The sequence below is a fragment of the Saccharicrinis aurantiacus genome (assembly GCF_001660705.2).
GTDB classification, from domain to species: Bacteria; Bacteroidota; Bacteroidia; order Bacteroidales; family Marinilabiliaceae; genus Saccharicrinis; species Saccharicrinis aurantiacus.
Window position 1 is genome coordinate 18025 of sequence record NZ_LYBV02000034.1, and the last position, 15421, is coordinate 33445.

Genomic DNA, 15421 nt, shown 5'->3' on the forward strand with positions numbered 1-15421 from the left:
TTCCCAGTCCTACTAAAGCTTTCTTAAAAACAAAAGCCATTTAAAAAAAGGCCACCTTATCGTGGCGCCTAACAAAATTTCATAATACAGTAAGACCTGTTGATTCGAAAATCAACAGGTCATTATATTTATTGTACTCTATTCAATGTTTATTACATAGAATCGTGGAACGAACGAGATAATACCTCTTGTTGCTGTTCGCGAGATAAACGGATGAAGTTTACTGCGTAACCCGAAACACGGATTGTTAACTGAGGATATTCTTCTGGATGCGCCATAGCGTCTTCTAATAACTCACGGTTTAATACATTCACGTTAAGGTGCTGTGCATTTTTACCGAAGTAACCATCTAAAGCAGCCACTAAGTTATTGATACGATCTTCTTCATTTGAACCTAAAGATTTAGGAACAATAGAGAAAGTATTTGAAATACCATCTTGAGAATCTTCGTACTTAATTTTAGCTACTGAGTTTAATGATGCAATAGCACCGTGTGTATCACGTCCGTGCATTGGGTTTGCTCCAGGAGCAAATGCAATACCTTTAGCTCTACCATCAGGTGTAGCACCCGTTTTTTTACCGTATGATACGTTCGATGTAATTGTAAGAACTGATAATGTTGGGTTAGCACCTTTGTAAACAGCTAATTTTTTAAGCTCATCGCTAAAGTGACCAACAATATCACGTGCAATAATATCAACACGGTCATCATCGTTACCATATTTAGGGAAATCACCTTCAATCTGGAAATCAACAGTTAAACCATCTTCGTTACGAACAGGCTTCACTTTTGCGTGCTTAATTGCAGATAATGAATCGGCAACAATTGACAAACCAGCAATACCATAAGCCAAGTTAATTCTTGGGTTAGTATCAATTAATGCCATTTGAGCTTTTTCGTAGTAGTACTTATCGTGCATGTAGTGGATAATGTTCATCGACTCATTGTAAACACGAGCTACTTCTTTCATGGCAACATTAAAGTTAGCCATTACTTTATCGTAATCTAAATACTCATCTTCAGTTAACGATGGTACACCATCAATCATTTGCGTACCTGTGTTCTCACACTTACCTGAGTTAAGCGCTAATAAAAGCGTTTTAGCTAAGTTAGTACGAGCTCCAAAGAATTGGATATGCTTTCCTAACTCTTGGAAAGATACACAACAAGCAATACCATAATCATCGCTATCGCGATTACAACGCATTAAGTCGTCGTTCTCGTATTGGATAGATGAAGTATCAATAGAAACTTTAGCACAATAATCTTTAAATCCTTGAGGAAGACTATTTGACCAAAGAATAGTGATATTTGGCTCAGGAGATGGTCCTAAGTTATAAAGCGTGTTTAAGAAACGGAATGAAGTTTTAGTTACTTTACTACGTCCGTCAACTAACATACCACCAATTGACTCAGTTACCCAAGTTGGATCACCAGCAAAAATTTGCTCGTATGCTTCCATTCTTAAGTGACGAACCATACGTAATTTCATTACGAATTGATCGATATACTCTTGCGCTTCTTCTTCAGAAATAATACCAGCTTCAACATCGCGGTTGATGTAGATATCAAGGAATGAAGAAACACTACCCAATGACATTGCTGCACCATCTTGCTCTTTTACAGCAGCAAGATAAGCCATGTAAGTCCACTGTACAGCTTCTTGACCATTTTCAGCAGGACGAGATAAGTCTAAACCATACTCGTTACCCATTTCAATCATTTGAGCTAATGATCTTAACTGCTCAGTTACTTCTTCGCGTAAACGAATAGTAGCGTCAGTCATAGGACCAGTGATTGCCTCTAGATCTGCTTTTTTGTTTTCAATTAATGTATTGATACCATATAAAGCAACACGACGGTAATCCCCAATTATTCTACCACGAGCATAATTATCTGGCAAACCAGTTAAAAATCCTAGTGATCTAAATTTTCTAATTTCAGAAGTATAAGCATCAAATACACCATCGTTATGTGTTTTAGTATATTTTGAAAATGCTTCAGTAACCATAGCAGATGGTTTTAAGCCATGCTCAGAAAGTGCTTTCTGAACCACTTTAAATCCACCGTAAGGTTTCATAGATCTTTTCAGTAATTCATCAGTTTGTAAACCAACAATTACTTCATTGTCTTTATCAATATATCCAGCGGGAAATGCATTTACAGTAGAAACTCTTTCTGTGTCTACACCTAGTAAACCATTATTATCACGCTCTTTTTTAAGAGCCGCTAAACAAATGTCCCAAAGTTTTTGGGTCTTCTTGCTAGCTCCTTTTAGGAAAGAATGATCTCCAGTATAAGGATTGATGTTTAACTTAACAAAGTCTCTTACATCGATGGCTTTATTCCAATTTCCTTCTTTGAACTTTTGTAATTCCATAAGTGATATCTAAATTTTGTGCAAAAGTACTGCTTATTATTGGTTTGTGAAATCCCAACTTGTTGTGATTGTGCTTAATAATAAAGGACTTCCGGGTGTTTTATTTTGTATTTTTATGTCTTTCAGGCAGTTTAGGTAGGCAAATACCTAAATGTGAATAAAGGTTAAATTTTAAAAAACATGTTTTATAAAAGGATTTATTACTTGTTAAAGTACATTTGAAGTTATAATATAAAAGCGCACCTACCCATATTTGAAGCTAATTCATGTTCTTTTTTTCAATATTTGAAAGCTTTTTAAGGAGTTTCTTTTCTTCCAATTCTTGCTCATAATCTTTAACAAAAGTGCTAATCAGAATTTTTAATTCATCGAGGTCTATAGAGGATAGTACCATTTTTATACTCGTTCGAGGAAATGGAATTTGAATTTTCTTCATATAGGAGTTGTTCCTGAATTTATCTTCTTCCTTAAAAGCATTAATCTGATTTATATAACTCTTAAAATCTTTAACGATATCTAGATTTGAGAAATCCATACTGAATTGATTAAACTCAAAATGAATTTTACTACAATTGCTACAAGTAAAAATATGTCCATGAAGTGTTTTAATATCCATAAAAATATATTTTTAAGGATAACAACTAGATAATCATATAGTTTAAGGATAAATCCTGCTTAACCACTATGTTTTTAAAAGAAAAAGGCTTCCTCAAATTAATGAAGAAGCCTAAATATTTTATTACACCTTGTAAGCACTTAGATCATAGGCTCGCAAATAGTCTCAATTTTATTTCTATCGTTCAGGTATTTTGTATAATCCGTAACAAACTCAATACGAGTTTCAATGGTTTTATTCATATCTCCGGTTAAACCAATAACTACTTCTGATATTTCACGAACACCGCCATTACCACCAGCACTTCCTGTTCGATAATCACAGCTCTTATTATCTACCAAAAATTGATTGAATAGGGGGTTTGCTTTTCTGTTTATTTGAAAGGCAACACCACAGCTACGTGCCAATTCAACATCTAAAATATCATCAAAAACAAAGGCTATTTCATCTGGTTGTAAGTTATAGTCATTACAGATACGCTTTAAAGCTTTGACTTTAAATTTACATTGATGAAATACAGCATTCATTCGCTCACGCTTAGCCAAAAACTGTGCAATACGGTTTTCTTCGCCAGTTACCACAAAGGTATGTGGCAATGCGCCATTATTAAGCCAGTAATTCAGTTTAACCATATTAATACCCATGGCATCAATCTCAGAGAAGTTACTACCCTCATCACTTACTTTTGAGCCATTGTTAAAAACACCATCCCAATCAAAAATGAATGCTTTTACCTTCTTAAGCTTTTCTTGTAATTCATCCACTGGAGTGATGAATGTGCCACCGATATTTTCGAACTGTTGTTGTATAGTCATGCTAATGATGCTTTAGATATGAGATATGAAATAAGAGACTATATGCTTATACAATATAGCTCCAATACAAAATCTACAAAGGTTTTTACTTGCTTAATGTTTTTACGTATTCGTTGGCTTTTATAAGATCTTCTTCAGTGTCTATACACATGGTTTCATCATTTTCGGTTACAACACAACGTACTGGAATTCCGTTTTCAATCCATCGCAATTGCTCAAGCGATTCTGCCAACTCTAAAGAAGAGGGCTTGAGCTTCACAATTTTTTTAAGCGCATCGATATGATAAGCATAAATACCCAAGTGCAAATAAAAATCGTGATTATTCAACCATTCAGACTGTTCGTGGTTACGGATAAAAGGAATAGGAGAACGACTAAATAATATGGCATCGTTCTTTTCGTTTAAAATTACTTTTGCTTCACCAATATCGTTAACCTGATCGATTGAGTCGGCCTTTTTAATTAAAGTAGCCAACTGAACTGTTTTATCCTCAAAAGCTTGTTTAATATCAATCAACTGTTGCGCCTCAAAAAAGGGTTCATCACCCTGAATATTAATGACTACATCAACTTTTAATCCATATTTTAGTTCTATGGCTTCAGCAGCTTCAGCACATCTATCGGTCCCACTTTGATGATCTTCAGCTGTCATTACCGCTTTACCTCCAAAAGCTTCAACAGCATCAATAATTCGTTGATCATCTGTAGCCACAAAAACATCGTCTAATCCCTTTTTACAATTTTCGTATACCCATTGTACCATTGGCTTATCGCCGATTAAGGCTAATGGTTTACCGGGCAAACGACTTGATGCGTATCGACTAGGAATAATTCCAACTATATTCATAATACTAGTTAATTAGTTTAAAGACAGAAGGCAGAAGCGATTATACACTTCTGCCTTCATTCTTCAGGCTTTAGCCTAATTTATTACATTTTACGGAATAAATCCTTAATCATATCTTTGGTAATATGCTTTTCCCACTCAGGACCAAAAGCATTATTCCACATATGCTCAAGTGCCCAACTTACTTCAACCATTTGGTCTAATTCAGTTTCGGTACACTCTTTTGTTATTCCTTCAGGAATGGTAACACCATGAAGTGTTTGCATTTCCTTAAACTCTTTATATTCGTTTGGATAATATTTCTCCAATTGATTGAAAACAATACAATTTCCAACACCGTGATGTACTTTTAATACAACAGCTAAACCGTACGATAAAGCATGACAAACACCAACCTGAGCATAAGTAATACTATTACCGCCCATGATTGAAGCTACCATCATTTTTTCGTCTGCCACCAAACGATCCATATCTTTGTTTAAGAAAACTTCTTTACAAAGCTCGTTCGATTTTTCAGCAAATGCTTTACCCATTTCGGTAATCCAAGTTCCGTTTAACGATTCTGCATTATGAATATAACAATCCATACCTGTATAAAAGCGCTGGTTTGTTGGAACAGAAGCTAAAATTTCAGGATCAAAAACTACTTCGTTTGGAATGGTATAATCACATTTGATACCTAATTTCTTTTCAGGTCCACTTAAAACAGCCGTCATTGAAACCTCAGCACCTGTACCAGAAACTGTAGGCACACAAATGGTATATATACCTTCGTTTTTGATTAAATCTAAACCTTGAAAATCAGCCGAATCACCAGGATTGGTTACCATTAAGCCTACAGCTTTGGCATAATCCATAGTAGTTCCACCACCAATACCAACAATGGTTGCAGGTAAATAAGAGTCGTGTGCTAAAATTAAATCACGGTACGAATTAACAAATGTAGTTTTTGGCTCCTCTGATGTATCAATCCAAATAATTAAATCATCTTCAGTAGATGGGATTTTACTCATCAAAGGTTTTCCACTAAAATAATTATCGATAATAAAAACCGACCAATTATTCTTTTCGTTTTTTTGCTTATCAATAAGTTCACCCAAGTGGTTGATACTTCCTTTACCGAAAGCATATTTTCCTGGATTTACAAAACTTCTAAAATCGTATAACATCTCAATATAAATTGATGATTAACCTAAAACTTTATCAAATGCGTTACAAATGGCTTTTAATTGCTCCTCAGTATAAAGAACTTTAATCTGAATAGATACTAATCGCCCTACAACATCTGTTGATTGTGGCATCTCTAAAGAAGCATAATCAGGTGTGTTTTTGTTCGATTGCATAGCCACTTTTCCTGCAAATTTATTTTGCTTTAAGTGAGTCCAGTTTTTAATAAAGTGATAATTATTATGGAACCAATATGCTGAAGGAACACCTTCTGCAGCTAATTCACCGGCTACTTTTTCAGCTTCTTCTTGCGTTGGTAAAAAGATATTTAAGAATGTAGCCGAATCACCATCTTCATCAGGAAGTGGATGTAAAGTTACTTTAGAAAACTTAGAGATATAATCTTTTAGAACTTTTTTGTTTCTACGCTGATTCTCAAGTATCGTATCAATTTTACGGAACTGTGCTAAACCAACGGCTGCATGTAATTCACTAATACGATAATTAGTACCCATTATTGGATGCTCCTCTGCACCACGGTTATCTCCAATATGGCTATGTCCGTGATCACTCCACATGTGAGCTGTGTTATAAACATCTTCATCATTCGTAATAACAGCACCACCTTCGCCAGCTGTAATTAATTTAAAGAAGTCGAAAGAGTAACAAGCTACTTTACCAAAAGTACCTAACATTCGACCTTTAAAAGAACCACCTAAAGCTTGCGCTGTATCTTCAATTAAGATTAAGTTATGCTTTTCACAAACCGCAACAATCTCATCAATTTGAGCCATTGAACCTAACATATGGATAAGCATTACAGCTTTTGTTCGTGGTGTAATGGCATCTTCAATACCCTTTGCTGTTAAACAAAGTGTTTCGTCTATTTCACCGAATACAGGAACTGCACCACAGTTAATTACTGCCTCTACAGGAGCAATAAAAGTAAATGGAGGACAAATTACTTCGTCTTCAGCACCAATACCTACAGCGGCTAAAGAAACAGCATCGGCAGCAGTACCACTTGATGTTAAATGGCAATATTTTGAGCCATGAAATTCTGCAAATTCTTTCTCTAGAGTTTTAGCTTTCCATACGCCATTTCTATCAGCATCGTGGTTATAGCGAAATAGAACTCCATTATCGAGAACGTCTAAAATTTGTTCGCGTTCTTCTTTACCAAATAATTCTGTACCCGGCATAATATATATTGTTTAATTATGATTCAAAAATGGTGTTATGCGCAACAACCATTGATTACTCAATGGTTGCTGGTATAAGGTTCCGTTTATCAATGTAAACGAGAATAAGAGCTAATAATTACAATACCTCTAATTTAACAAGGTCTTGAATATCTAACATACCTACTGGTTTGTTTGCAGATACAGCAATTAAGTTATCAACTTCTTTAGCTTTAAATAAATCAACAGCTACATTAAGCTTATCTTCAATATCAACAACTAAAGGTGCTTTCATTTCAAAGTCAGACATTTTCATTGAAAGTACTTTTTCGCCTTGCTCAGTCATGCCTCTACGTAAATCACCATCAGTGAAAATACCCGCTAAATTGCCTTGAGCATCTACAACCGAAACAGCTCCTGTTCCAAACTTCGACATTTCAACAGTAGCATCAGTTACTTTGCAATCTAAAGTAACGGTAGGATTCTTTTGGCTAACAGCCTCTCCAACTTTCATAGTCATCTGACGCGTATGGTTCACAAATTGTTGTGTTCCTAAATCAGTAAAACTATTGTTGTTTAAGTTTTTCATGATCTTCCATGGAATAGTGATGTTTTGAACACCTAATTCCAAAGCATTGTTGATGTGCTCAGGGTAACGAACTGAAGAGAACATGATTTTTGAGTCATATCCGTACTGCTCAACTAAACCTACACATTTGTCAACTAATGATAAAGCATCATAACCTTGATCTTGCATACGACCCACTAGTACACAAACGTAAGTTGCTCCTGCAGCCATAGCCATATAAGCTTGTTGCAAGTTATATACCAAGTGGATGTTTACCAACATATCCTCGTCGCGAAGCATTTTACATGCTTTAACCGCTTCTAAAGATGCTGGGATTTTAAATACGGTTTTCTTTTTATCTAAACCTAAAGCCAATAAACGTTTTGCTTCTGCAACAACTTCTTCAGCAGTGTCTCCTAATGCTTCAATCATAAGCACAGGAACCATTTTTGATAATTTTACAATGGCAGCATCGATATCAGTGATACCATGACGGTGCATGAATGTTGGTGTTGTTGTTAAACCATCGATAAAACCTAATTTAAAAGCTTCTTCGATTTCGTTAATATCGGCCGAATCAAGATATAATTCCATAACTATATTTGTATAATATGATGTTTCTTATTTAGATTATCTGTATTGTTTTTCAATATTATGAAGCTCAATTAATGGCTTCATAAACTCCTCAAGCTGATCTAAAGGATATTGACTTGCTGCATCGCATAAAGCTTTTGCAGGCTCAGGGTGTGCCTCAATGAAAATACCATCGATACCAGCAGCTACACCTGCACGTGCAATTGGCCCTAGATATTGACGTGTTCCACCATTCGGATCAGAACTAGGAATACCATATCTACGGATACAATGTGTAATATCAAAAATAACAGGATAACCTGTTTGATTTAATTCATAAAAACTTCTTGGGTCAACAATTAAATCATTGTATCCAAAAGTATATCCACGCTCAGTAAGCATAATTTGGTTATTACCAAAACTTTCTACCTTCTGAACTGGTTTTATCATGTTTTCAGGAGCTAAAAACTGGCCATGCTTAATGTTAATTGGCTTTTGTGTTTTTGCAGCCTCCGATACCAATGAAGTTTGCATACATAAATAAGCTGGTATCTGAATAACATCTAATACATCAGCAGCAGCTTTAATTTCTGTAGCTTGGTGAACATCGGAAATAACCGGTACATCAAATTCGTTTTTGATTTTATCCAAAGTTTTTAAACCTTCCTGCAAACCAGGACCATGGTAAAACTCAACTGAACTACGGTTATCTTTAATATATGATGATTTAAAAATGAAAGGAAGATTTAATCTTTCTGCCATTTCTTTTAACTTCTCAGCTGTTTTCATCATGATTGATTCATCCTCAACCACACATGGGCCTGAGATTAAAAACAACTGATCTTTGCCAAAGCTTTGTTGGCCAATTTTAATATTTTTCATTTTTATAAATGAGATTTTTTAAAACTCCATTTCACTAGGTTTGTTTTATTCGAATTAAAACGCACCCATTAATCTGCAAAAGTACTAAAATGTTTAGTTAAAACATTGACCTTTACCCATAATCATTTATTATTGCGCAGTACTATAGTGAACAATTTGTACTACTCACTATCGAAGCGGGGCAAAAGTAAAAATTATTAGCCTAAAACATACCGATTTGGTAATTGCTTTTTATTTTCTCATTACTAGACAATCATATTAATATTAATACGTATTTATTTTTTAATATTTTTTAGCGACTCGCACCATAGACTATTATCACAGAAACAAAATTAAGATTACTACCTTTGCGCTTTATAAAAAAAATTCTAAATGTTTGATGTTTCTTCTGTTGATTTACCCGTTGTTGAAATTGTTGATGAGGTAAAAGATAATCTGCAAAATAAAAATGTACTTATTGTTAACGCACCTCCTGGAGGGGGCAAAAGCACATTACTTCCCTTGGCTTTAATGCACGAAGATTGGTTGGGTGATAAGAAAATTATCATGCTTGAACCACGAAGATTGGCCGCTAAAACAATTGCTATGCGGATGGCCGATTTGTTAGGAGAATCTGTTGGAGAAAGCATAGGTTACAGAATTAGATTTGAAAATAGAGTAAGCAAAAACACAAAAATAGAAGTTGTAACCGAAGGGATATTAACTCGAATGTTACAAAGCGATAATGCCCTTGAGGAAGTGGGCATGGTTATTTTTGATGAGTTTCATGAACGCAGTTTATTTGCTGATGTAGCATTGGCTTTAACTAGAGAATGTCAGCAGGTATTGCGTGAAGATCTGCGCATCTTAATTATGTCGGCTACTTTGGATGTGCCCATGTTGGCCGAAAAACTAGATTCTAAGGTTGTTATAAGTCAAGGTCGCCAATATCCGGTTGAGATAAAGAATATTGGTGATACAGACATTACCTTATTGCCTGAATCGGTGGCACAAGTTGTGGTTGATGCCATAAAAAATGACGAAGGAGATATATTGGTTTTTCTTCCTGGCGAAGGAGAAATAAGAAAGTGCGAAGGCATTCTGCGCAACACTTTAAGCAGAGACATACAAATTCATCCCCTTTTTGGGATGCTAAACCCGGGAAAGCAGTTTGCTGCAATTATGCCCGATAGGCAAGGCAGACGCAAAGTTGTGCTGGCCACTTCAATCGCAGAAACTAGTTTAACTATAGAAGGTGTTAAAGTTGTTGTAGATTGTGGCTTTGGACGAACCTTGCAATTTGATACAGCCACTGGTTTATCGCGATTGGTAACTGTTGAAATCACCAAAGATGCCGCTGACCAAAGAGCTGGAAGAGCCGGACGTTTGGGCCCAGGGAAGTGTTATCGCATGTGGAGCAAAGCAACGGATCTCCGCTTAAGAGCACATCGTATCCCTGAAATTCAGCAAGCCGATTTAACCTCGTTGGTTTTAGAAATGGCCGTATGGGGTGTTGATAATATTGAAGAATTAGTTTGGTTAACACCTCCTCCTGCCACAGCAGTTAAGCAGGCAAGCGAATTACTACATCAGCTCGAGGCTGTTGAGGATGGAGCGATAACAGCTCACGGAAAAGAAATTAACAAATTACCTTGCCACCCGCGCATAGCGCATATGCTTTTAATGGCCGAAGATGAAGGACTTTCTAAATTAGCTACCGACATTGCAGCTTTACTTGAAGAGCGCGATCCGTTAGAGCGCGGAACAGGTATTGATATCAATTTGCGCATTGAAGCCTTACGTAAAAATAGAAAAGGCACTTTGAGTAATCGCAAATTGCAACGCATAGAAAAAGTAGCACAGCAATATCGGAAGATGCTAAAACTAGAGGCTGATAATTCTGCACCTGATGAATTTGAGACTGGCTTATTGTTGGTACACGCCTACCCAGAGCGTATTGCTTTTGCCAAACCTGGCAACAATGCTCAGTTTAAAATGGCCAATGGAGCCATTGCTGCTGCCGGACACAAAGATGAATTGGCACATGAACCATGGTTAGCAGTTGCGCATGTAAATATGCGCGATAACATGGGGAAGATATTTTTAGCATCGGCTTTAAATCCTAAGGATTTAGCTAGTATGGTTAAAGAAAAAGATTTGGTAGAATGGGATACCAAACGAGGTGGTTTTAAGGCAGTGCGTAATACTTGTATTGGTCAGATTATTTTGCAAAGTAAACCTTTACAGGACTACGATAGATCACAAAAGGTAGATGCCATTGCAAAGGCCATATCTAAAGAAGGCGAACATTTATTAAACTTCACACCCGAAATTCAGCAATGGCAAAACAGAGTGATGAGTTTGCGTATTTGGAACAAGGATAAAATCTGGCCAGATGTGAGTACTGAGCACTTAGTAAAAACCACGCATAAATGGTTGGCTCCGTATTTAGAGAATATTAAAAAGCCAGAGGATTTAAAAAAGATAAATTTAAAAGAGGTATTACAACATAACCTCGATTACAATTTACAACAAAAGCTTGATAAGTTAGCTCCTGAAACCATTAAAGTACCGACTGGATCGAACATAAGAATAAAATATGGAAGTAAAGGTGAAGCGCCTATTTTAGCTGTTCGCTTGCAAGAGGTATTTGGCTTACAACAAACGCCAATGGTTAATAATGGTAGTATAAGTATGTTGATGCATTTGTTATCGCCAGGATATAAACCCGTGCAGATAACTGGTGATTTGGCAAGCTTTTGGAGCAATGCTTATTTTGAAGTAAAAAAGGAATTGAAGTCGCGCTACCCAAAGCATCATTGGCCTGATAATCCTTTAGAGGCAAAGCCTGTGAGAAAATAAAACTTAGGCAAGTGGACGAATGCCCATAACCAAAATATCATCTACTTGCTCAACATCACCCATCCAATCTTCAAACTGTTTGTGTAAAATAGCCTTTTGATCATCAAAAGGAAGCCCATATATCGTTAATAACAAATGCCTAAATCGACGGTATTTAAATTTCTTACCTTCTTCGCCCCCAAACTGATCTGCATATCCATCAGAAAACAAATAAATAACATCCTTTTCCTTTAAGTCAATTTGATGACAAGTATATGCAATGCCAATTTCTTCAGGGTGACCAATTGGTATTCGATCTCCCTTATAGGTAATAATTTCATCCTCTCTAACCAAGTACAACGGACTAATCGCTCCTGCAAAGGTAATCTGTTTTTTACTTTTGTTAATAACACATAGTGCGATATCCATACCATCATTTACTTGCATATCATCAGATTGACTATGCTTTTTAAAGGTATTGTTAACTTCTTTATTAAGAATATTCAGTATTTGATCAGGTGTACTATCTGGATAAACATTTACAATATTTCGGAGCATATTATTGGCTATAATTGATAAGAAAGCCCCAGGAACACCATGTCCTGTACAATCAACAGAAGCAACATAAATTAAATCATTTTCATTATGCAGCCAATAAAAGTCACCACTAACCACATCTTTTGGTCTATAATAGACAAACGAATCTTTTAACGAAGAAAGAAACTCTTTACGTGAAGGGAGAATAGATTCTTGAATACGCTTTGCATAATGAATACTATCTGTTAGGTGTTGATTCATTTGAGATAACACCTCTTTCTGAGCCTCTACATTCTCCTTACCTACCGTTCTATTTTCTAGAGCTTTATACGCCCTTTTATATTTTCGTAACCTATAATTAATTACAATTTGAATTAAGAATACGAATGCGATTAAGTAAAAAGCATAGGCATAACTTGTTAACCAAATTGGCGATATCACCGTAATAGATAATTCAGTAGGCTCTTTACTCCAGACTAAATCATTGTTTGAACCACGAACTAAAAGTCTGTATTTCCCTGGCGGGATATTAGAAATATTAATTTCTCTTTTATCTGTTATTGGTCGCCAATCTTCATCAAAACCCTCGAGAAAAACTTGAAATTTATTCTTTGTAGGATTCGTAAACTCAAGAGCTGCAAGTTGTATAGACAATATTGATCCCCTCCTATATTTTATTGAAATCTCTTCATCAATATTATGATATTTTTCAACTCGCCTACCTTTATGATAAACATTAACAGATCCTACTCTAACTATTGGTTCGTGTTTATTAAACCTTAATGAATCAGGCTGAACGTAACAAAGTCCATTCATTCCCCCAAAGTAAATAGTCCCATCTTCTCCAGTAACAATTGCACCCTTATTAAATATATATCCCGGTAAACCTTCTGAAGTATCAAAATTCAAGATCTTTCCCTTAGCATCAAGCCTTGAAATACCTTTATTTGTAGTAAGCCAAAGGTTATCGTTTTTGTCAAACTCCATGGCCTTGATAAAATCATTAGACAAACCATCTTGCTCAAAGAAACTAACTACTGTACTATCTGATTTATTGTATTTAAGTAATCCTGAACTTGTACCAAACCATATATTGTCATATTTGTCTTCGATAATCGATAGCACATAGGTATTATCTAATTCATTCGCATTAATATTACTCGGTACGATACGATTAAAGCGGCTCATATCATCAGTATTATTAATATCTATATAATTAATGCCTTGACTGGTTCCAAGCCAGAGGATTTTATTGTCATCTTCATAAAGATCTATAATTTCATCACTACACAGGTTAGACTGACCAATTCTATCTGAAAAATAATTATATATATGCTCATTTTCATACTTATATAAGCCAAATTGAGTAGCAAACCAAATCGCTCCATTAGAATCCTCAAGGATATCATTCACTTGATTATCCTTTAAAAGAGATAATAATTTCTTATCATTTGTACTTAAAAAGTCGATAATGGAATTGCTTTTTCTGGAATAAATAAAGACCCCAACTTCAGTCCCTAACCAAATATTACCTAATGAATCCTCGTATATGGCAAGCACAACATCTTTATTTACCTCATTAAGTGCTTTATCAACAGCTATGTTATTAAATTCACCACTCAACAAATTAATTGTAGTAATACCCTTGCCTCCTGTACCTAACCACAACAAACCATCCCTGTCACTATAAATACTTTTAATATCATAATTACTAAGCTTCTTTAAACCATCACTTTTCTCACATAGACTTTTGAATTTTCTTTGTTTAAAATCAACTTTTATTAAGCCATTTCTTGTTGTTCCTACCCATAACAAGCCCGAATTATCTTCAATAACAGAGGTAACTTCTAATCCACTGCATATTTCATTTGTCACATATGGATTTGAATTATAAGAATACGAATACTTATCATGATCATAGTCAAGCAAATAAAGACCCGAATTTGTTCCAACCCACACATCATCATTAGACCTTTGGATTATTGCATTAACAATACTTTTTGGTCCTTCTGGTGTCTTAATCTTATAGCTATAAGATTCTCCATTGTCGGCAAATTTCAAATGATGCAAACCATTACCAGTGGCGATAATAAAACTTTTATCTTTTAATTCTTTGAAGAATGTAGCGGTACTAAAGTCAAAATCTTCGTTGTCTACGATAGGAATTCTTTCATTTAAGAAACTTTCGCTAGTTAGATCAAACCTAAGAAGTCCACCCGGAGAGCCTATCCAGATGTTACTGTTATTATGAAAATGTAGTGATGATTTTAACTTACTAGAGCTAAACAGATTATTCGAAGGTATATCATAGGATTCAATATTCTTTGTTGTAGTATTTAATGAGACCAAATAATTATCTGTTTTAAACCATATGATGGAATCTGATTGATTACATAAGCCATAAATATTATTTTCGGGTATATATTTATCAAAGTTTACATATGAGTTAAACCTCTGAAAAGAACCTTTCTTACGGTTCCACATGTTAAGGCCGTTATTTAGTGTTCCAACCCATATATTACCATTCAAGTCTTCGGAAATACATCTTATGAAGTTACCTGATATAGACCGTTTGATATTTTTATTATTACGAAACTTAGTAAACTGACGACCATTATACCTATTTAAACCATCGTTTGTACCTACCCAAATATAGCCCCTCGAATCTTGGCAAATATCAGTAATACTATTACCCGATAACCCATCCTTAATTGTAAAAAAAGTACAATCTGGTTTCTCAACATTCACTCCTACTAATTTGCTCGTGAGGAGGATGAATAAGGATAATAAAAGGTACTTCTTTATAAGAAAAAAAATGGAGTGGATTCGATAATACATGTCGACTAAAATAATCATTTGTTTATCAAATACAATCACAAATAAAGAAAACTAAACAAGTGAAGTATTATTAAAATAAGAAACTAAAAGTTCAACTTTTAAGAGTAAGACTTAAAAAAAGTTGCACAAATATAATGTATTTTGTTAAACTAAACGTTAAAAATAGAATAATAAGATAAATCGTAAATACACTATA

General features: G+C 35.0%; 10 protein-coding genes. 1 reads left to right on the forward strand and 9 read right to left on the reverse strand.

From position 1 onward, the window contains the following. Window positions 1-152: 152 nt before the first annotated feature. The 8 genes from pflB to kdsA form a co-directional block, all read right to left on the reverse strand. Window positions 153-2381: a formate C-acetyltransferase gene (gene pflB / locus A8B35_RS16715; protein ID WP_068474215.1), complete on the reverse strand. Its 2229-nt coding sequence runs from the start codon at window positions 2379-2381 to the stop codon at window positions 153-155. A gap of 259 nt (window positions 2382-2640) precedes the next feature. Next, window positions 2641-2997 carry a DUF6686 family protein gene (locus tag A8B35_RS16720; RefSeq protein ID WP_068474216.1) on the reverse strand — a complete coding sequence of 119 codons (357 nt, stop codon included), beginning with the start codon at window positions 2995-2997 and terminating at the stop codon, window positions 2641-2643. 140 nt (window positions 2998-3137) lie between these two features. Beyond that, the gene (locus A8B35_RS16725) at window positions 3138-3812 is read right to left on the reverse strand and encodes a hypothetical protein (RefSeq protein ID WP_068474219.1); all 675 of its coding nucleotides are present in this window, start codon (window positions 3810-3812) and stop codon (window positions 3138-3140) included. An 85-nt stretch (window positions 3813-3897) separates the two neighbouring features. Continuing rightward, window positions 3898-4659 carry a 3-deoxy-manno-octulosonate cytidylyltransferase gene (kdsB, locus tag A8B35_RS16730; RefSeq protein WP_068474222.1) on the reverse strand — a complete coding sequence of 254 codons (762 nt, stop codon included), beginning with the start codon at window positions 4657-4659 and terminating at the stop codon, window positions 3898-3900. Window positions 4660-4742: 83 nt separating this feature from the next. Further along, complete coding sequence (locus A8B35_RS16735) at window positions 4743-5828, reverse strand: iron-containing alcohol dehydrogenase family protein (protein WP_068474225.1); 1086 nt, start codon at window positions 5826-5828, stop codon at window positions 4743-4745. 18 nt (window positions 5829-5846) lie between these two features. Further along, window positions 5847-7028, reverse strand: a complete 1182-nt coding sequence (locus tag A8B35_RS16740; protein ID WP_068474228.1) for a DegT/DnrJ/EryC1/StrS family aminotransferase — start codon at window positions 7026-7028, stop codon at window positions 5847-5849. A gap of 118 nt (window positions 7029-7146) precedes the next feature. Next, entirely contained in the window at window positions 7147-8169 is a 1023-nt protein-coding gene (locus A8B35_RS16745) for a transaldolase family protein (protein WP_068474231.1), read from the reverse strand. A gap of 36 nt (window positions 8170-8205) precedes the next feature. Further along, a complete protein-coding gene (kdsA, locus tag A8B35_RS16750) occupies window positions 8206-9030 on the reverse strand; it encodes a 3-deoxy-8-phosphooctulonate synthase (RefSeq protein ID WP_068474235.1) in 825 nt (274 codons plus the stop codon). A gap of 372 nt (window positions 9031-9402) precedes the next feature. On the opposite strand from kdsA, the gene hrpB reads away from it, so the two are divergent. Then, window positions 9403-11871, forward strand: coding sequence for an ATP-dependent helicase HrpB (gene hrpB / locus A8B35_RS16755; RefSeq protein WP_068474239.1), 2469 nt, complete (start codon window positions 9403-9405; stop codon window positions 11869-11871). Between the two features lie 3 nt (window positions 11872-11874). Here the strand turns inward: hrpB and A8B35_RS16760 are convergent, their stop codons facing one another. After that, a complete protein-coding gene (locus A8B35_RS16760) occupies window positions 11875-15135 on the reverse strand; it encodes a ligand-binding sensor domain-containing protein (RefSeq protein ID WP_068474242.1) in 3261 nt (1086 codons plus the stop codon). Window positions 15136-15421 lie beyond the last annotated feature (286 nt).

Coding starts and splice junctions, on each gene's coding strand:
- pflB (WP_068474215.1), bottom strand. CDS start 2,381: ATGGAATTACAAAAGTTCAAAGAAGGAAATTGGAATAAAGCCATCGAT.
- A8B35_RS16720 (WP_068474216.1), bottom strand. CDS start 2,997: ATGGATATTAAAACACTTCATGGACATATTTTTACTTGTAGCAATTGT.
- A8B35_RS16725 (WP_068474219.1), bottom strand. CDS start 3,812: ATGACTATACAACAACAGTTCGAAAATATCGGTGGCACATTCATCACT.
- kdsB (WP_068474222.1), bottom strand. CDS start 4,659: ATGAATATAGTTGGAATTATTCCTAGTCGATACGCATCAAGTCGTTTG.
- A8B35_RS16735 (WP_068474225.1), bottom strand. CDS start 5,828: ATGTTATACGATTTTAGAAGTTTTGTAAATCCAGGAAAATATGCTTTC.
- A8B35_RS16740 (WP_068474228.1), bottom strand. CDS start 7,028: ATGCCGGGTACAGAATTATTTGGTAAAGAAGAACGCGAACAAATTTTA.
- A8B35_RS16745 (WP_068474231.1), bottom strand. CDS start 8,169: ATGGAATTATATCTTGATTCGGCCGATATTAACGAAATCGAAGAAGCT.
- kdsA (WP_068474235.1), bottom strand. CDS start 9,030: ATGAAAAATATTAAAATTGGCCAACAAAGCTTTGGCAAAGATCAGTTG.
- hrpB (WP_068474239.1), top strand. CDS start 9,403: ATGTTTGATGTTTCTTCTGTTGATTTACCCGTTGTTGAAATTGTTGAT.